The sequence below is a fragment of the Halocynthiibacter sp. genome, assembly GCF_049608145.1.
In the GTDB taxonomy this organism is placed as follows: domain Bacteria; phylum Pseudomonadota; class Alphaproteobacteria; order Rhodobacterales; family Rhodobacteraceae; genus Halocynthiibacter.
Window position 1 is genome coordinate 15,848 of sequence record NZ_JBMYXF010000015.1, and the last position, 19,565, is coordinate 35,412.

The 19,565-nt window shown below is 52.9% G+C and carries 18 protein-coding genes; 3 read left to right on the forward strand and 15 right to left on the reverse strand.

Going from position 1 to position 19,565, the window contains the following annotated elements; genetic code table 11:
• Window positions 1-79: 79 nt before the first annotated feature.
• The 7 genes from ACPGUT_RS06770 to ACPGUT_RS06800 form a co-directional block, all read right to left on the reverse strand.
• Window positions 80-1,372, reverse strand: a complete 1,293-nt coding sequence (locus ACPGUT_RS06770; RefSeq protein ID WP_423989682.1) for a TRAP transporter large permease — start codon at window positions 1,370-1,372, stop codon at window positions 80-82.
• On the reverse strand, window positions 1,369-2,100 hold the full coding sequence (locus ACPGUT_RS06775) for a TRAP transporter small permease (RefSeq protein WP_423989683.1): 732 nt from the start codon (window positions 2,098-2,100) through the stop codon (window positions 1,369-1,371). The genes ACPGUT_RS06770 and ACPGUT_RS06775 overlap by 4 nt, the downstream gene beginning before the upstream one ends.
• 81 nt (window positions 2,101-2,181) lie before the next feature.
• Window positions 2,182-3,192: a TRAP transporter substrate-binding protein DctP gene (gene dctP / locus ACPGUT_RS06780; protein ID WP_423989685.1), complete on the reverse strand. Its 1,011-nt coding sequence runs from the start codon at window positions 3,190-3,192 to the stop codon at window positions 2,182-2,184.
• Window positions 3,193-3,456: 264 nt separating this feature from the next.
• Window positions 3,457-3,942 carry a thioesterase family protein gene (locus ACPGUT_RS06785; protein WP_423989687.1) on the reverse strand — a complete coding sequence of 162 codons (486 nt, stop codon included), beginning with the start codon at window positions 3,940-3,942 and terminating at the stop codon, window positions 3,457-3,459.
• Window positions 3,939-4,970, reverse strand: a complete 1,032-nt coding sequence (locus tag ACPGUT_RS06790) for a histone deacetylase family protein (protein ID WP_423989689.1) — start codon at window positions 4,968-4,970, stop codon at window positions 3,939-3,941. The genes ACPGUT_RS06785 and ACPGUT_RS06790 overlap by 4 nt, the downstream gene beginning before the upstream one ends.
• Window positions 4,971-4,972: 2 nt before the next feature.
• Entirely contained in the window at window positions 4,973-5,902 is a 930-nt protein-coding gene (locus ACPGUT_RS06795) for a 3-keto-5-aminohexanoate cleavage protein (RefSeq protein ID WP_423989691.1), read from the reverse strand.
• Between the two features lie 2 nt (window positions 5,903-5,904).
• A complete protein-coding gene (locus tag ACPGUT_RS06800; RefSeq protein ID WP_423989693.1) occupies window positions 5,905-7,239 on the reverse strand; it encodes an aspartate aminotransferase family protein in 1,335 nt (444 codons plus the stop codon).
• A gap of 114 nt (window positions 7,240-7,353) precedes the next feature.
• On the opposite strand from ACPGUT_RS06800, the gene ACPGUT_RS06805 reads away from it, so the two are divergent.
• Window positions 7,354-8,322, forward strand: a complete 969-nt coding sequence (locus ACPGUT_RS06805; RefSeq protein ID WP_423989695.1) for a LysR family transcriptional regulator — start codon at window positions 7,354-7,356, stop codon at window positions 8,320-8,322.
• Here ACPGUT_RS06805 and ACPGUT_RS06810 read toward each other — a convergent pair.
• Window positions 8,304-9,332 (reverse strand): GlxA family transcriptional regulator, encoded by a 1,029-nt coding sequence (locus ACPGUT_RS06810; RefSeq protein ID WP_423989697.1) that lies wholly within the window; start codon window positions 9,330-9,332, stop codon window positions 8,304-8,306. The two genes, ACPGUT_RS06805 and ACPGUT_RS06810, sit on opposite strands and share 19 nt — an antisense overlap.
• 151 nt (window positions 9,333-9,483) lie before the next feature.
• Here ACPGUT_RS06810 and ACPGUT_RS06815 point away from each other — a divergent pair, with 151 nt between their 5' ends.
• Window positions 9,484-10,365, forward strand: coding sequence for a MurR/RpiR family transcriptional regulator (locus ACPGUT_RS06815; protein ID WP_423989699.1), 882 nt, complete (start codon window positions 9,484-9,486; stop codon window positions 10,363-10,365).
• Window positions 10,366-10,368: 3 nt separating this feature from the next.
• On the forward strand, window positions 10,369-11,199 hold the full coding sequence (locus ACPGUT_RS06820) for a carbon-nitrogen hydrolase family protein (protein ID WP_423989701.1): 831 nt from the start codon (window positions 10,369-10,371) through the stop codon (window positions 11,197-11,199).
• 10 nt (window positions 11,200-11,209) lie between these two features.
• Here the strand turns inward: ACPGUT_RS06820 and tdh are convergent, their stop codons facing one another.
• From tdh to ACPGUT_RS06855, 7 genes are all read right to left on the reverse strand, one after another.
• The gene (gene tdh / locus ACPGUT_RS06825) at window positions 11,210-12,238 is read right to left on the reverse strand and encodes an L-threonine 3-dehydrogenase (protein WP_423989752.1); all 1,029 of its coding nucleotides are present in this window, start codon (window positions 12,236-12,238) and stop codon (window positions 11,210-11,212) included.
• A gap of 14 nt (window positions 12,239-12,252) precedes the next feature.
• A complete protein-coding gene (locus ACPGUT_RS06830; protein ID WP_423989703.1) occupies window positions 12,253-13,440 on the reverse strand; it encodes a glycine C-acetyltransferase in 1,188 nt (395 codons plus the stop codon).
• A 157-nt stretch (window positions 13,441-13,597) separates the two neighbouring features.
• Window positions 13,598-14,161 carry a helix-turn-helix domain-containing protein gene (locus tag ACPGUT_RS06835; protein ID WP_423989705.1) on the reverse strand — a complete coding sequence of 188 codons (564 nt, stop codon included), beginning with the start codon at window positions 14,159-14,161 and terminating at the stop codon, window positions 13,598-13,600.
• A 44-nt stretch (window positions 14,162-14,205) separates the two neighbouring features.
• Window positions 14,206-14,958, reverse strand: coding sequence for a phosphate/phosphite/phosphonate ABC transporter substrate-binding protein (locus ACPGUT_RS06840; protein ID WP_423989707.1), 753 nt, complete (start codon window positions 14,956-14,958; stop codon window positions 14,206-14,208).
• 13 nt (window positions 14,959-14,971) lie between these two features.
• Window positions 14,972-16,660: a hypothetical protein gene (locus ACPGUT_RS06845; protein WP_423989709.1), complete on the reverse strand. Its 1,689-nt coding sequence runs from the start codon at window positions 16,658-16,660 to the stop codon at window positions 14,972-14,974.
• 387 nt (window positions 16,661-17,047) lie between these two features.
• Entirely contained in the window at window positions 17,048-18,172 is a 1,125-nt protein-coding gene (locus ACPGUT_RS06850) for an enolase C-terminal domain-like protein (protein ID WP_423989711.1), read from the reverse strand.
• Between the two features lie 78 nt (window positions 18,173-18,250).
• A complete protein-coding gene (locus tag ACPGUT_RS06855; RefSeq protein ID WP_423989713.1) occupies window positions 18,251-19,564 on the reverse strand; it encodes a TRAP transporter large permease in 1,314 nt (437 codons plus the stop codon).
• Window position 19,565: the final 1 nt, after the last annotated feature.

A 19,565-nucleotide genomic window follows, 5' to 3' on the forward strand; every position in this document is an offset into this window, starting at 1 on the left:
AAAGGGCCAACCATCAATCACTGACCCACATAAAAAGAGCCCGCAAATTGCGGGCTCTTTCTTTGTCGTTTCACTTTGCCTATTTGCTCAGAAGCAGGTCCGGCAGGAACAGTGCCAGTTCCGGGATAAACGTGGTCAGCATCAGTGTTGGCAACCATGCAAATACGATGAAGACCAGAGTGGGCCACAGCATCTTTGCAACAGGCGTTTCACACACCTGCGCCCCCAGATACAGCAGTGGTGCTGTTGGTGGCGTGATGTTCGCCATACCCAGGTTCACACCGATCACCGCCGCGAAATGGATCGGGTCCATACCAACGCTTTGCGCGATGGGCAGCAGGATAGGCGTCGCCAAAAGCAAACCAGAGATATCATCCATCAGCATACCGATCAGGATCATCACAACGTTGATCATCAGAAGAATGACGATTGGGTTGTCAGATACGGAATACACCATGTCTTTTGCGATCTGTGGGGCACCCTGAGCGATCAGGTTGTCAGATACGATCAGAACCATAAAGATCATCGCCATAACAACACCAATGGTAACGCCAGAACGCTGAATGGTTTGCGCCAGTGTTTTCCAAGTCAGACCTTTGTAGAAATAGATCGCAACCGGGATCGCATAAACCACCGCAATACCCGCAGCTTCGGTTGGGGTCATGATACCACCATAGATACCGCCCAAAATGATGATAGGCATCATAAGTGCCGGACCGGCCAGGCGACCCTGACCCATCAGCGCAGGCATAAATGGGTTCGGACGTTCTGTCAGTTGGATATCATTGTGCTTACGCAACATGATCTGGTTGGTGATAATCAGCAGTGTGATCAGAATGATCGCCGGGATCACCGTGGACAGAAAGCATTTCAACACGTGTTGTTGTGCAACCCAACCGTACAGAATGTGCGATGAACTTGGTGGGATCAGCAGGCCCAGCGGGCTTGCGGACACGATCAGCGCAGCAGACTGCCCTCTGGGATAGTTCGCTTTCTTCAGATGCGGCATCATAATGCCACCGATACAGGTCAATGTTGCGTTCGCAGAACCAGAGATGGAACCAAACACACCACAGGCCAGAACCGCAGCGGCACTCAGCCCGCCTTTGATGTGACCGATGAACATTTCAGCAAGTGACACAAGCGGCGCAGCAATCCGACCTTTTTCCATGATGCCACCGGCAATCATGAACAGTGGAATCGCAAGCAACACAAGGGACCGGATCCCTGTTGAACCTGTTGGCAGGTAACCAGAGATAGACTGGTCGCCGACCATTGCGATAAAGATCAGAACTGACCCGAAGGCCACATATACGCTGACGCCAAGAAGCAGCATCACGCAGACAATAATCAGACTTCCGGTAATAATCATGCGTTTGCCTCCTCAAGGGTGTCAGCTTTCAGGGGCAGACCAAGGCCCTTGCGGATATGAACGTAAAGATAAGTCGCGGAATACATCGACATAAGGCCAAAGGCGACCATGATCGCGATGCGCCAGGACACGAACGGAACGCGCAGAACTGGGGTTGCTCTGAGACGCGGGAAGGAAAAGTCATCCGCAAGCGAGACGTAGCAGGCATAGACGATGAACACCGTTACGAACAGTTCAATCGACATCACGATAAAACCCCGCCACCAGATCAGGCGCGGGTTGTGGATGATGATACCAAGGATATCGGCGTTGATGTGCAGCTTACGCTCAGATGCCAGAACAGCGCCAGTGAAGTAACCCACAATGCTGATCGCCAGAAGCCATTCTTCATATGCGAAAACATCAAGGCCAAATATATAGCGTCGAACAACCACGAGGCCAAAAGTAAAGGCCATCAGACAGCCAGAAAATGTGGTGATTGCCTTTACACCAATCAGGATCCATCCCATCGGCGCGCCAATCAACACTGGCAATTCATCTGTTACTTTATATTCACCCTGGTCCGTGGACACGTGCCAAAAGACACTCAGGATCAACAAACATGCGCCGATCCCCATTCCGATCCGGAACTCTAGAAAATATGAAATCGCCACAATTGCTGCCAGTATAGCAGCCCGGACCCAGTCGTTTCGAAGGATTGAAAATCCACCTGAATTAGTATTCGTCATGCCCCCCCCTATCGTATCATGTATGTTTCAGAACGTAGAAAAAGGGCCGGCAAATTCGCCGGCCCTTTCAGAAACTACCGATTAGTTAGCTGCTTTTGCAGCCAGCAGACGATCGATAACGTCCTGGCCAACACTCTCAGCCATCAGAGGCCAGATGTTTTCCTGTACGTGTGCAGCCATTGCAGCTTGCTCTTCGTCATTCAGGCTCAGGATGGTGTAGCCGCTTTCAACCAGCTTCTCACCGAAGACCGCGTCGTTTTCACGGTTGTAAGCAAAGAAGTCGTCAGACGCTTTGGTCATCGCAGCTTGCAGAGCAGCTTTTTGCTCGTCGTTCAGCTTGTCCAAAGAACGCTGTGAACCGTAGAAAGTTGTCAGCTCAGAGATTGAGTTGTACTCGATGAAGTGTGAACCAACATCAGACTGTGCGAAGATAGAGTAAGTCGCAGTCTTGGTACAGCAGATCGCGCCGTCAACAATGCCGGACTGGATCGCTGGGAAGATGTCGCCCCAAGCCATTGTTGTCGCCTGGAAACCCAGTGATTCAACCATGGATTTTACAACGTTGGATGACCATACGCGGATGTTCATGCCTTTGTCGTCGAAAGTGTTCCAGTTGGTTGGCTCTTTTGTTGCCACGATACCAACAAAACCTTCAGGGTTCTGTGCCAGAACCTGCACGCCGTAGTCGCCTACGATTTCCTGCAGAATGGTGTTATATTCAGAATCCAGGTTGCGCATGATGTTGTTCATGTCATCCCAGCCACCAACGAGGAATGGCATGGACAGGAACTCAAGGCGAGGATCGGTGTCAGCGTAGATGAACGCAGCTGCCAGATCGATGTTGCCACGTGCAACGTCTTCGAACAGTGCTTCGCCGGAACCCAGCTGGTTCGCAGGGAATACGTCGATGGACAGACCAACGCCAGCTGCAGCAACGTCAGCAGCAACCTGTTCCATCATTTTTGTACCCTGGTGGTCGATCGGGAACACACCTGCGAAACGCAGGGTGATGTCTTCCGCGATTGCCGCTGTGGACATCAGTGCGCCAAGTGCACCGGCAGCAAGACCTTTGGTCAGTTTAGTAAATGTCATAGTTTTCTCCCTATAGACTGGTTTATGCGTTATGGGCGTGGCTTCTTTAGTGGCGACGTCCCGGTTGTTAGTCCGGCACATTATGCAAATATTTTAGCATTCGCAATTTAATTTGTGCTTTTTTGTCATTTGATAAACTTTTCTGTTCATCTGACGTTTTTTCGATCCCTTCATCCCGCTGTCTTTTCACGACAATCGGCGTGTGGTTTCCGACATAAAGACACAGATATCACATATGTAACAGTGCTGATGTGACACATACGGTCAATTTTGCGACTTCCGCAATCCAATGGGACGCCCGATCTGTATCGGCCGCTCTACATCGCGATGCAATTCAACCATAGCGGCAATACGCCCCTGTATTTCTTCCGGATAAGGCGCAGAACGACGGGTTCCATGATCCACATTGACCAATACCTGTTCCATCACACACACAGGTGAGTCGTCTTTTTCCCGATGCATAGATCCTGCAATATGCACGCGCTTGGCATCCCCATCCAACATCAGAAATTTGCAATAGAACCGCTCCCCCTCCAGCAGTTCATCCAGATAATGCACATGATTCTGCAGGGCAAAGGGCCCTTGATTATGACGTTCGCTAAACGACGGCCCTGCCCCGATTTCACGATCTAAAAGGTCATCCAGATCGTGATCAAAGGCCATCACGTAATAGGCCAGGTTCATATGACCGTTGTAATCGATCCAATCCTCGGGAACCGACCGTACAGGTGATCTGACCCAATCTTTCATGCGCACGCCTCTTCAAAACCACTTAGGAAAGAATGCAGATTTTCGCCCAATTCGTCACACAGATATCCACCTTCCTGCACAATCACAGTCGGCAAGTTCAGGCCCGCCAGCAATTTCGCCATCACAGCAAATCCCGGGGTTGAAACAGACAGGCCGCCAAAGGGGTCGTTTTCATAGGCATCAAGACCCAAGGCGATCACAACCGCACCAGGGGCAAAGGCTTTGACATCCTCAAGACCAGCCGCCAGGCCTTTCATAAACCCATCATCTGCTGTGCCACGTAGCAGTGGAATGTTCAGATTGTACCCATGCCCGGCCCCTTCGCCCACTTCATGGGAATGCCCCCAGAAGAACGGATAAAAGCGATCGGGGTCTGCGTGGATAGACAAGGTGAACACATCGCTGCGTTCATAGAAAATGCCCTGGGTGCCGTTGCCGTGGTGCAAATCTACGTCAATAATCGCAACCCGATCATGGGTCTTACGCAGATATTGCGCCGCAATCGCACTGTTATTCAGATAACAGAACCCACCCGCCAGATCACTAAAACAATGATGGCCCGGAGGGCGGCACAGGGCATAAGCCACGTCATCGCCCGCCTCAACCACCTGTGCCGCCGAGACCGCGCAATTGGCAGACCAGCGCGCAGAGTCCCAAGTATGTTCCCCAATCGGACAAGACATGTCGGCAACGTGAAAGCCTGTCTGCGCAATCGCAGAAGTCGGATAGCTGGCCGTGCGGCGATCTGGATGAATGTTTGGGAAAATTTCAGGCGCAGCGGCGGGATTGCGCGACCACCGTTTGTGCACGGTCGAGAGAAACTTAATATAGGCCGGTGAATGCACCGCCGCCAGGGGCGACAACCCGTGATCTTCCGGCGCGCTCACCTCATGACCACCGGCGGCGACACCCGCCAAAAGCCGCTCCATACGTTCGGGCTGTTCTGGATTTGGCTGCATGACGCCATCCACCAGATAACCGCTGGGATCGTGCAGGGCCTGATGCGCCTGATCAGCAAAAACTTTCATTCTTAAAACCCTACCTTATCTGCGCCCTTCAGCTGCAGCATCTCACGCGCCTCATCCGGCGTTGCAATTTCATACCCAAGTTCTTCCAACACGGTGCGAATCTTGGTCACCTGTTGCGCATTGCTGATGGCCAGTTCCCCGCGACTGATCATCAAGCTGTCTTCCAACCCCACACGCACGTTCCCGCCCAAAATCACAGACATCGTGCCTAGGGTCATCTGTTGACGTCCCGCCGCCAGAACCGAGAACTCATATTGATCGCCAAGCAGCCGGTCCGCCGTTTCCTTCATCATCATCAGGCTTTGCGGGCTGGCATCAATGCCCCCCAAAACGCCCATGACAAACTGCAAAAACACCGGCGCTTTGATGCGGTTTTGCTTCAAATAAAACGCCACAGATTGAATATGCCCAACGTCGTAGCATTCAAATTCAAACTTCGCCCCGCCCGCGTCGCCCAACATGCCAAACACCGCTTCAATATCCTGAAACGTATTCTTGAAAACCACGTCGCGGGTGTTCTCAAGAAAGGGTTCTTCCCAATCATGTTTCCAATCCGTGTAACGGTCTTTCATCGGAAACAGGCCAAAATTAATCGACCCCATGTTCAGCGAACACATTTCCGGCGCAAGCTCAGCAGGCGCGGACAAACGCTGTTCCACGGTCATCTGCGAACTGCCGCCCGTTGTCAGGTTAATCACCGCGTCGGTCGCGTCTTTGATGCGCGGCAGAAACTGGCGAAACACATTAATGTCGGAACTGGGTTTGCCATTTTCCGGGTCGCGCGCATGCAGATGCAAAACAGATGCCCCCGCCTCTGCTGCCTCAATCGCAGATGTGGCAATTTCATCAGGGGTAACAGGCAGATAGGGGCTCATGCTCGGGGTGTGGATAGACCCAGTCACCGCACAGGTCAGGATAATTTTACGTGGCATAATCAGGCCTCCAGGCCGCTTTCCCGGGCGAACACACCCAGGCTGTCATCAAGAATATTCAGAATGTCATTCACCTGGGTTTCCGTGACGATCATCGGAGGGCACACAAGGAAGTGATCCCCATCAATGCCCCCACGGGTCCGTCGTGAATAGGTGATCAGATTGCGTTCATAGCAAATTTCAACAAAGCGATCATAGGCGTTCAGATCCTTGGGCAGAGGCTTCATCGTGTCACGATCCGACACCATTTCAAACGCCGTCAGCAAACCTTTACCGCGCACATCCCCAATGAAAGAATAGCGATCCATCAGGCCCCGCAGGCCAGACATCAGATGATCCCCCATCGCACGGGTGTTGGCCATCAGATCAAGCCGGTCAATTTCCTTCAGAACGGCAAGCCCAGCAGAACAGGCCAGCGGGTTGCCCGCATAGGTATGCCCATGGGCAAAACCACCTGCATCCAGCACGGTTTCAACCATGCTCTCATCTGCAATCATCGCCCCAAGCGGGGCGTAACCGGCGGCAAATCCTTTGGACACAGCGACAAGATCAGGGCGGATATTCCAATGTTCCGATGCCATGAATGTGCCGGTGCGACCAACGCCCGACATGACTTCATCCATGATCAAGAGCACGCCAAATTCGTCGCAGATTTCACGGATGCGGGTGTAATAACTGTCCGGCGCCACAAGCGCGCCCGTCGACGCCCCACCCACAGGTTCCATCGCAAAAGCCAGAACCGTGTCCGGCCCCTGTGCAATGATTTCATCGCGCAGCATCTCCGCATATTTCAGCCCGCGCTCTTCATCCGACAGATTATCCTGATCCTGATAGCAGGTCGGTGCCGGGATCTTTGGCATGTCCTTAAACAGCGGCGAAAACGCATCTTTCAAAGGCCCGTATCCAGTCAGGGCAAGTGCCCCAAGGGTAGAACCGTGATAAGACGGAAAGCGGGAAATCACCTTCCAGCGGCTGCTTTGCCGGGCCGCAACCGCCCATTGACGCGCAAATTTCACACAGCTTTCAACCGCCTCTGATCCGCCTGACACAAAGAACACTTTGTTCAGCCCTTCAGGCATGCGTTCTGCAATTTCCGTGGCCAGATCTTCGGCCGCGCTGTTTTCGAAATGCAGACGATAGGCAAAGGTCGCGCTGTCCATTTGGGCTTTCATCGCCTTCAGAACATTCTGGTTCGAATGGCCAATGTTAGACACCATCGCACCGGATGATCCGTCGATGTAACGTTCGCCATTTTTCCCATAGATATAAATGCCTTCGGCACGGTCGACCTCTGGTCTGCGCGCGCGGGACTGATAAAACAGGTTCGATTTCTTCACTTGCGTTCTTTCTGCAATGCCCGCCAGGGGACTCATCTGATGTTAAGGGCAGGTTGCGTTTGTTTTCATCATAGCGCAAATAGATATGGTCAATAGAGGGCATAGATCAAATCAATGACTGATCACACAAACCCGGAAAAGCTGATCCGCGAACTGGATTGGAACCTGCTGCGTACCTTTATGTTCATCATTCAGGAAGGCAGCATCACACTGGCGGCCAAACGTCTGATGCTGCGTCAGCCGTCGGTCAGCCAGGCCCTGAAACGCCTTGAAACGCGCCTTGAAACTGTGCTGATCGATCGGGGCCCATCCCATTTTCGCGTCACCCCCGCGGGACAGATGTTATATCAGGAATGCCTTGATATCTTTGGATCCCTCGCACGCACGATCCAGACCACACAGGGCACAAAAGATGTGGTCACCGGCAAGGTAAAGCTTGCCCTTCTCAGCCGGATCGAAAGCCCGTTCTTTGATCAGCTTCTTTCAGATTTTCACCACGAAAACCCCGAAGTCAGCTTTGATTTAGAAGTCATGTCCAGCAAAGCCGTACAACAGGCGGTGCTGGAAAAATCGGTCAGCCTTGGGATTTGCCTTGTGCACGAACAGCACCCAATGCTGCGATATCAGACCCTATACCGGTCGTTTTTTGGGTTTTACTGTGGCCCCGGGCATCCCCTCTTTGGCCAACGTGACCTGACGTTGGATGATCTGGCTGGGCATTCTTCGATCTCTTTTCGCACAGATCAGCTGTGGGATGCCCTGCGCCCCATCGCACTTTTACGTGCACAACACCGGCTGGATGATCGCGTGATCGGATACACGTCCCACCTAGGCGAAGCACAACGCATGATCACCGCCGGTCTGGGCTTTGGCCCCCTGCCCCTGCATGTGGCAGAACGCTTTGTGGCCCGTGGCGAGCTGTGGCGTCTGCCGCCCTACGGACAGGAACTGCCCATTGATATTCACCTGGTGCAGCATAAATCTTCGCGCTTGAACCGCGCGGAAATGGCTTTTTCTGATATGATTCAGCAACGCCTAGACACAGTCCCCCTGCCCGAACGCACCTATTCCGCCGAGGCCTGATCTTTCTCGATCCAGCCCTTGCGAAACGCGCCCGGCGATTGTCCGAACCGCTTGCGAAACCGCTGCGCCAGCTGGGTCGTGCTGTTAAACCCGGTTGCGGCGGCAATTTCAGTGATCGACAGACTGGTTTCATTCAACAATGCGTGGGCACGCCCGACGCGCAGATCGATATAGAACTGCACCGGTGATGTACCGACATAGGTCTTAAACAGACGTTCCAACTGCCGTCTCGAAATCCCAACCGCATCAGCGATAGCCGCAATATCATCAGGATCTTCTAACGTTGCATGCATATGTTGCATCGCATTGATCAGGTGCTGATTGCGACTGCTTAGCGCGACCGAATACGCCGATTTCTGCACGGCTTTGCGATTGTCTGACCGGAAATGAATACACATATCCGATACAATCACCGCAAGATCCTGACCATGATCCCGTTCGATCATTTCCAGCATCATATCCGTCGCCGCATTCCCCCCGCCACAGGTCATCAGCCCGCGATCGATCTCATACAGGTTTCCCGTCGGCACAAGATCCGAAAAAATTTCACAGAACGCAGGTTGATTTTCCCAGTGCAGCGTGAACTTTCGCCCGTCCAACGCCCCCACTTGGGCCAGGGCAAATGCCCCCGTACAAACAGACCCTATTGTTGCGCCAAACGCCTTTTGCCGCCGAATCCATCCAAGGGTTTTATCAGAAAAACTGGCCGAAGGTTCGGTCCCTGAACAGACAAACGCCAACGCCCCAGATGGCAATTTTTCCAACCCCATATCCGGCACAATCGCAATGCCGTTTGAACATTTCACAGGCGCGCCATCTTCGGTCATCAGAAACCAGCGGTACAATTCTTTGTTGGTCACCTGATTGGCAACACGCAGGGGTTCCACCGCTGCACTGAAAGCCAGCATCGTCATCTTCGGCAACATCAGAAAGTAGATGTCTTTCGTCGGTCCGTCATAATCAACGCTGAAACTGGCCGCGCCTTTGGGGATAAAATTGTTTGTTGTCATAGGAACTTCTACCAAAACCCACATCCGTTGGCGACCCGGATTTCAATCCTACCCGTCGCGAAAATTTTGCAAATGAGAAATTCTCTCAAATTATTGCACAAACGCTAATTCCTGTGTAATTTGAATAGCAACGGGGGGGACATCAAAGAATATGGGCGACTATCAAAAGGTCAATGAACACCTGCGGGAAATGCATGCGACACTGCCCCGCGCGTTAAAAGTCGTTGCCACATATCTTATGGAGCATCCCGGTGATATCGCAACCCTTTCCATGCGTCAGGTCGCAGCAAATGCCGGCGTATCACTGCCCAATTTTTCCCGTCTGGCCAAACTGTTGGGCTTTGAAACCTACGGTGAACTGCGCGAAATCTATCGCAAACAGGTGCAGCAACATGATGTCAGCTATTATCAGCTGCGCGCCGAGCACCTGCAAAAGGCCAATATTTCCAACGACAACCACCGTTTCTGGAGCGACCTTCAAAACGCAGTTGGCGAAAATATCACCACGTTGTTTGACAGCATGGACGCCGATCTTCTGGCCCAAGCCGCCCGCGTGATTTCAGACAGCAGGCGTGTCTATCTGATTGGCATGCAGGCCTCGCATAGCTTTGCCGGATATCTAAATTATCTGGGCGGGATGGCCAGTGACAAATTCTGCCTGATCCGGTCCGAAGGCGGGATCTACGCCGATACAATCACCGACATCTGCGCCGATGACGCCGTGATCGCCGTCAGCCAGCAACCCTGCGCAGATGCAACCATCCGTCTGGGCAAGGTTGCCCATGACCGCAACGCAACAATCATCGCAATCAGCGATAGCCCAGCATCGCCGCTGGCCATGATCGCAGACCACGTTCTTCTGACGCCCAACCAAAGCCCACTGTTCTTTGAATCCTACGTCAGCGCCACCATTATGATCGAAGCCCTGATCGGCTTTTACACCCTACAACAAACCCCCGAAGTCATTGAACGGATCGAAAAAATCGAAGCCGACCGGATCCTTCTGGGGGAATACTGGAAAGACAAGGACTGACATATGTCATCAACTGATACTCTGACACTGCTGGCCTGTCAGATCGAAATCCCTGCCATGACAACGGCTGCCGAACGGGATGCCCATCTTGTGACCTCGGCTGCAAAAATACGGGCACAACTGGATACGCAGAACGCGGATCTCGTGGTTCTGCCCGAATTGTCCAGCATCGATTATTCCCGCCCGGCATTTGAATGTCTGGATGAAATCGCAGAACCTCTGGACGGTGCATCTTTTCAATGCTGGCGTCAGGTGGCTCAGGATTGTGGTGTCTTTATTTCCTACAGTTTCGCCCGCCGCGATGCATCCGGCACCTATATCGCCATTGCTGTTGTCGCGCCGGATGGCAGCCTTGTTGGGCACTACGACAAATTGCACATGTGCCAGTATGGCGCATCGATGGAAAAAGAATATTTTGACCGTGGCGATCATGTTTTCACGTTCAAGGTCAAAGGCTTCACCCTTGCGCCGATCATCTGCTATGACATTCGCATTCCCGAACTCTGCCGCACGCTAACCCTGCAACATAGCGTCGATGTAATCCTGCATTGCGGGGCGTATTATCGTGATGAATCCTTTGCCACCTGGCATGCGTTCACCACAACCCGCGCACTTGAAAATCAGGTCTTCTTCCTGTCTCTTAATCGTGCAGGCGACACCTGGGGCAATTCAACATTCTGCTGGCCCTGGATGGATGAAAACATTGCGCCGATCAATTTTGCAGACACCGCCGAAGATTTCCGTTTCATCACCCTGACCCTGGATCGCATGGATCAGGTCCGCGAAGATTACACCTTCCTAAAGGATCGTCTGGAAAATTACGAGGCGCTGTAAAGTTCCCGCCTTAGTCCCAGTTCAGCACAACCTTTCCTGACGTGCCCGATTTCATCGCGGCAAAGCCCTGTGAAAAATCATCCACCGCAAATTGGTGGGTGATCACACGGCTAACGTCCAAACCGTTCTGCAACATGGCGATCATCTTGTACCAGGTCTCAAACATCTCGCGCCCGTAAACGCCTTTGATGGTGATCGCCTTGAACACAATATCGGACCAGTTCACCGGCGATTGCCCCGGCGGGATACCCAGCATCGCAATCTTGCCCCCCATCACCAGAACATCCACCATCTGATCCAAGGCCACCTGCGCGCCGGACATCTCAAGTCCGACATCAAAACCCTGCGCCATGCCAAGACTATGCATCACATCACGCAGGTCTTCCTGCATAACATTCACCGCGCGCACCGACCCAACCACATGTTCCGCCAGCGTTAGACGTTCCGGATTGATATCGGTGATCACCACATTTCGCGCCCCCGCATGCCGTGCAACAGCGGCGGCCATAATGCCAATCGGTCCCGCCCCTGTGATCAGAACATCTTCGCCCAACAGATCGAAACTCAAGGCCGTATGTACGGCATTCCCCAAAGGATCCAGAATCGCGCCAATGTCATCTGGGATGTCATCCGGCAAGGGAATGACGTTAAAAGCAGGCAGCTTCAGAAACCCCGCAAACGCCCCCTGCACATCCACGCCGATCCCACGTGTACCTGGATCCAGATGGAATTTACCGGCCCGGTTCTGTCGGCAATCACTGCCGGTCAGATGACCTTCGCCTGATACCCGCTGCCCGATTTCCAGCCCACTCACATCCCGGCCCATATCTACGATCACACCGGAAAATTCATGCCCGGTGATCATCGGCACAGGCACAGTGTCCGCGGCCCATTCATCCCAGTTCCAGATATGAATATCCGTTCCGCAAATTCCAGTTTTGCGGATTTTGATCAGAACTTCGTCAGGTCCTGGTTCAGGCACAGGGGCCTGCACCATCCACAGGCCTTCGCGCGGATAAGATTTTTCTAAGGCCTTCATCGTATTGGGCAAGGTCATGAAATCACCGCCAAATCACGCCCGACCTTGCCAAACGCGGCCAGTGCCCTGTCCAGCTCATCACGTGTCAGTGCTGCATTCATCTGGGTGCGAATACGGGCCTGCCCGCGTGGCACCACCGGAAAGAAGAAACCCGACACATAGACCCCTTGGTCAAACAGACGCCGCGCCATTTCCTGCGCCAACTTGGCTTCCCCCAACATCACGGGCACAATCGGATGTTCCCCAGGCAGCAAATCAAAGCCAAGCTTTTCCAGCCCTTCGCGCCAGTAAATGGTATTTTCAAACAGACGTTTACGATCATCCGCCCCCTTTTCAACCAGGTTCAGCGCTTCCAGCCCTGCAGCAACAATTGATGGCGGCAGCGAGTTTGAGAAAAGATAGGGCCGCGCGCGCTGCCGCAGAAGGTCAATCACTGGCTGCGGCCCGGCGATATAACCGCCAATAGCCCCCCCAAGTGCCTTGCCCAGCGTCCCCGTCAGAATGTCCACATCCACATCAAAATGGTCCGGCGTCCCTGCCCCGTTCGGCCCCATAAAGCCCGTGGCGTGACAATCATCCACCATCACCAGCGCCTCATATTTCTGTGCCAGCCGTGTGATTTCGGGCAGATTGGCCAGATAGCCATCCATTGAAAACACACCATCCGTCGCCACCATAATATGACGCGCCCCTTCATTGCGGGCATGCTGTAACATGGCCTCTAGATCCGCCATATCATTATTCATGTAACGATAGCGTTTCGCTTTACACAGGCGAATGCCGTCAATGATGGATGCATGATTTAGGCTGTCAGATACAATCGCATCTTCCGGCCCCAGCAACGGTTCAAACAATCCGCCATTGGCGTCAAAACACGCCGCAAACAGGATAGCGTCATCCTTCCTCAGAAACGTCGCAAGTCTCTGTTCCAGTTCCCGGTGGATATCCTGCGTCCCACAGATGAAACGCACTGACGCCATGCCAAACCCGCGCGGTTCCATCGCATTCTGCGCAGCACGGATCAGATCGGGATGATCCGCAAGGCCAAGATAATTATTCGCACACAGGTTGATAACCTGCTGTCCCCCAACGGTGATCTCGCCTTTCTGGGGGGACATAATCATGCGTTCAGATTTCATCATACCTTCAGATTCGATCTGTTTCAGCGTGCTGTTGATATGGTCAATGAAACCCTGTGACATGAGGTTCTCCAGTAAGATGAATCCTATTTGATGGACATTCATCTACCATAGCGGATCAAATCCGAAAAGATGGAAAATTCGAAATATAGGAAAAATTCTAAAATAACGGACAAAATGGCCAGAATTCCATCCAACTAACATTTAGGAAACAACGGGATCAGGCGTTCTGCACCACCAGCAAAGCGCGGGCAGGACCATTCAACGCCGTGATACAATGATGCACATCCGCCGGGTATCGCGCGGTATCCCCTGCACTGATCTCTTCGGTCAATGCACCTGATGTCACCTGCAACTGTCCTGAAATTACAGTCAGATGTTCACGCGTGCCACGGCTGTGCGGTGCACTGTCCAGACGTCCGCCATCGCGGAATTCAAGGTCATATAATTCCTGCCGGCCTGCATCTTCCGGCGGGCTGAGAATACGGATATTACATCCCTCGCCCCGATTTTCGATGCTGGGTGTTTGTCCGGCGCGCAACACTTCGATCTTTGGCGCAGTGGCGCCATCTTCCAGAAGCCCTGCAAAATCAATTTGCAGCGCAGAAATCAGATTCCACAGCGTCGCAATGGTCGGGCTGCTTTCGCCGCGTTCAATCTGACTGACCATCGATCTCGAAACACCCGACAACCGCGCCACCGCATCAAGGGACAGACCCTGTTTACGACGGGCCTCTTTCAGGCGGGCGGGCAAAAGATTCAGGATTTCGCTATCTGTGTTCATCCTTTTCAACTGCCGTGTTGATGCAGCCAAGTCAATAGCACCCCTCAGCCCGCATCCTCATCCGGGTTCGGGATGGCAAGGTAATCCGCCTTATCGATCTTCACGATATCCCGGATGCCCAATAGATCACGCATGTCATCATCCAGCTGCGCCAACGCAAATTTAACCGCTGCAAAAACAACCCCGGCATCCTGGCCCAGCGACGTGATCAAAGGCAGCCCAGGCGTTGGTTCAGTAAACGCCAGCACCCGCAATTTCTTGGCAAAGGGTTCATATTGTTCCATCAAACGCCAGGAAACACCGTCCAAAGACGCAATATCCGCCTGCCCTTCTGCCACAACCCGGGCAGATTTCAGGTGTTGTTCTGTGTGCAACCGATTTTCAAACCAGAACCCCTGCGATTTCACATGCCAATATGGCGCGGCATAGCCCGATTGCGAAAACGTCTGATTATAGGCAAATACAGCGTCACGAAAGTCAGAGATCTCTTCACGCGGATCATCCGCACGCACAACAATCGCACTGCGGTAATAGCCCGGTGAACATCCATCCAACCCATAATCCGGCGTTCCAACCAACTGCACTTTGTCATGCAACCATGTCCTATACGGCATGCCGCAGGTCTGGCTTAGCACCAGATCGGGATGTTTCCAGACAAAGAATTCCTCTGCATCCTGTGACAGGCGCTCCGGACTATCAACACCGGCATCCTTCAAACCAGCACGGATCAACTGCCAGAACTGATCATGGGCCGCCGCCAGCTGAGGGCGCTGATACATCATTAAATTCGCAATCATTTTGCTGTCCTTCTCAACTGCCACAACACGGGGCCTGCGTTTCTGTCTGGGTCCTGCACAGGCAGGACGATGTGACAAGCACGTCGGTTTTTGCCTGGGCCTGTGCAAGTTTTTGTTCAAATGCGGGCAATTCATCCACCGCCCCGCGACGACGCAGGCATTCTACAAATCCATGTAACGCCCAGATATTATCTGGATGTTGCGCACATCTCTGCAGCTTTCCATTCAAACCAAGATCCGTACGATACACATCTTCGGCTTCCTCAAAATGCCCCTGTTCCGCCAACAAAGCCGCCAGCGCATGGCGCGGCGGATGCATCCAGGCCCAGGGTTCCGTATAGGCAAGCGTATCATCGCGATGCACAGATTCCCGCAAGGCCGCAAAAGCCAGACCATAATTGCCTTTATGGTATTCGCGCTCACCCTCCAGCATCTTTTCACCCACCGCAAGAATATCACGCGCGCTGTTGTTAAAGAACCGACGATCATTCGGGATCCGCGCACAGGCCGCTGTAAACAAACGGGTTTCTTCATCTGCCGCCGTGAAGTTCTTCAACGCAGATTGCGCCACACCCCGGGCATAGTGATGCATCGCTGTCGACACACAATACAAATCAGGGTTGCCTGGCATCGGGGTGTCGATGATCTCTTGCCAGCGCCCAAAACGCACCAGCACATGCATCATCATGGAATAATAGCCTTCCATGGTGATCGCCAGTTGCGGGCGATCCGGCACCGACAGAACGTCTTCCGTCAACGTATCGCACATCTGACGCGCCGCTTGGATCGCCGGGGTATATTGCCCCAGAAACATGCAGGCATACATCATCAGATGCAGATCATGACAGCGGGCCGTCGTATAAAAATTAAACGGCCCCGCATAGTCCACATACATATTGTCAGCCCGTATGGCTTTTTCACTGGCGACCTTTGCCTTCTCATAATCCCCGCACAAGACATAGGTATGCCCCGGCATGTGGTTCATATGTCCAGCGTCCGGACACAATGTGCCAAGGATATCCGCAGATCGCATCGCACGTTCCGGTTCATCAGACATTTCCGTCACATGGATGTGCAAATGTAGGATCGCCGGATGTTGCTGTTCGCCGGCGGCATCCTTCATGGCGATTGATTTTTCGATCACCTCAAGCGCTTCCAGCGTATCCGCGTCTGCGGATGGCCGCCCCGTTTTCACATCCCACAAACGCCAGGGCGTGCGGGTCATCAGGGCCTCTGCGAAAATGGCCATCACATCGTGCTGATCCGGGAAAGCATAATACACCCGGCGCATCGCGCTGGCATAGGCATCATCCCAACGATCAAATTCATCGCCATCCACCGCATGCGGTTTCTGAAAACGCTGCGCCAAAGCGTCAACCAGCATATTCTCTAGGGCCCCTGCCCCATCCGCGCAGGCCCGCGCCCGTTCAATATGTTTATGACATATCGCTGTCGCTTGATCGGCCTCTGCCACACTGAACTGCCGCCAAACATTGTTGTAAAACGGCCCACTGCCATAGGCGACGCCCCAATGCGCCATCACGCAATCCGGATCAAACTCCAACGCTTTCTGAAAGCATTTCACGCCTTCTTCGTGATTAAATCCGTAACACCAGTTCAATCCCAGATTAAACCAGTATTGCGCCGTCTCAGACTGTGTCGAAACGGGCATGCGATGCGTGCCAAGATTAAATCTATCCATAAGAAGCCAAGCAAATTTCCATTATGTATACACATAATCCATAAAGACCGCCCCAAAGCAAGCCACCATTCTCTGCACCCATTTAAAATCGCCATGCACGCGACGCAAAGCGACTATGCAGATTCAGGTGGTACTCCCCCGTCGCAGCTTTGACTATCTCGGCTGTATCGCAACTGATTTGTTCGAAGGAACTGTACAATGGCACAAACTGCAAAAGATATCCTTGGTGTTGGCATCCTTGTGGCTGCTACTGCGCTTTTTATTGGCGTGCACTCCTGGTTCGTTATCATGTAAATGCATGATCCGATCGCTGTGAAAACAACGACCGGAACGAAATGAAGATCTAAATCAGCGCGGCCGGAATGCTGCGCTTTTTTGTATCTTGGCTTATGCCAGAACCTCGGCCACAGCATATTTAGCCAATTTATCCGGGTTCACATCAACCCCCAGCCCCGGACCAGTCGGCACATGGATGCGGCCGTTTTTCACCGGAAACGGATCAACCAGAATATCGTCAGACGCATAATAAGTCGCCATGTAGAATTCCGCCTGCAAATGCAGATCCGGCACCGCGGCCATCAAATGTGTGCCCGCCGCATGGGCCAGGCCGGTTTCAAACATGCATCCGCCATAGACTTCAATCCCGGCAGCGCGTGCAATCGCGGCCACCTCCAACGCGCGACGAATCCCTCCGGATTTCATGATCTTCAGTGAGAAAATATCTGCAATCCGATGCTGCGCCCCATAAAGCGCGCCTTTGGGGTCAAACACACTTTCATCCGCCATAATCGGCGTGTCGATCACATGGGTGATATGCGCCAGTGCCTCACGTTCATGCATCTTCACCGGCTGTTCGATAAACGTCGGACGGAACTGTTCCAGATCCCGGATACACCGCACCGCATCATAGGCGCGCAGGCCCTGATTGTAATCGATGCGAATGTCGATTTCATCGCCGTAAATCTCGCGCAGTTTTTCTGCACGCATAACGTCAAAGCTATGATCCGCAAAACCCGTCTTAAACTTAAAGATCCGTACCCCGTCTTCCCACATCCGTGCGATATCAACCAGATCCGCGTCAAAATCAGGGTTCGCCACGGAAAAGCTCATGCCCATGTCATCACGCAGACGCCCGCCAACCAATTCACACACCTGAAGACCTGTGATCTTACCGGTGATATCCAGCAGGGCCATTTCCAGCGCGGCTTTGGCTTCTGGATTCCCAATCAGAATACGATCCGCCAGGGTCATGTGTTTCTCAACCTGCACCGGATCTTCACCAATCAGATGCGGACGCAGATAGACATGCAACGCAGCAGCGGCCCCTTCTGCCGTGCCCGTAAACACTGGCCATGGCGATGCTTCACCCCAACCTGTGATACCCGTATCCGTGGTGATTTCCACCACAACAGAATGGATACCGGCAACATCACCGCTGCCGTGGGAATGTACCGCTTTGGCAGGAATTAAGATCCGGTGTACCCGGATGGTTTCAATTTTATGGTCACTCATGGTGAGACTCCGAAGGAGGTTTTGGAAGGTCAGTAAAAAGGGCACCCCAATTTGGGATGCCCTGAGATGTCTGGAAAATTATCCGCCTGGTGTGTTGCGCATATTTTCAGGCAACCAGGTGGCCAGTTCAGGCCAGATGATCAGAACGAAAACCATCAGAACCATAATGCCAAACATGGGCAGTGCTGTTTTCGCGATATAGCCCATCTCATGGCGGGTCATGCCTTGCATCACGAACAGATTGAACCCAATCGGAGGTGTGACTTGGGCCATCTCAACGACAACCACAATGAAGATACCGAACCAAATCAGATCAATCCCCGCACCTTCCACCATCGGCTGCACAATTGCCATGGTCAACACCACAGATGAAATCCCATCTAGGAACATACCTAGGATGATGTAGAAGAACATCAATGCGATCAGCAGTGAAAAGCGTGACAATTCAAGAACTTCGATGAATTCTGCCAAGGCGCGCGGCAGGCCCGTGAAACCCATCGCCAATGTCAGTGCAGACGCACCAAGCAAGATAAACGCCACCATGGCAGATGTTCGTGTCGCGCCCAAAAGGCTTTCGATGAACGTGCCTATGGTCAATGATCCCTGTGCCCAGGCCAGAATAAGTGACCCAATCACACCAATTGCGGCGGCTTCGGTGGCCGTGGCCCAACCGGCATACATCGATCCGATCACCGCGATGATCAGCAGCACGATCGGGATCAGGAAACGGCTTTCCGCGATCTTTTGACCAAAGGTCATTTCATCGGCAATCTTAGGCACTTCGGATTTGCGCACAAATGACCAACCCGCCACATAAGCCATGAACATCAAAGCCAGCAGAAGACCGGGCAAAATGCCCGCCATGAACAGCTTTGAAATCGAAACCTCAACCGACACACCGTAAACAATCAGTGTCAAAGACGGCGGGATCATCAACCCAAGGGTCGCCGCACCCGTCAGCGTGCCGATGATCATATATTCCGGATACCCACGTTTGCGCAGTTCCGGGATCGACATTTTACCAACGGTCGTCAGCGTCGCTGCAGATGACCCGGACACAGCCGCAAAGATTGTACAGCCAACGATGTTTGTATGTACCAGGCCGCCGGGCAAACGCGCCATCCAAGGCGCAAGGCCGCGGAACATGTCTTGGGATAATCGACTTCGATATAAGATCTCGCCCATCCATATGAACATGGGTAAGGCGGTTAACGTCCAGGACGAACTGGCCGACCAGATCTTTGTCAGCATCGCCGCGCCCGCCGGGCGCGTTGTGAACATCTCTAAGCCCAAATAAGCTACGCCAAACAGCGCAAGGCCAACCCAAATGCCGGATCCTAAAAGCAGGAACAGCACAAATAGGAATACACCTACAAGATAGAATTCTTCCATT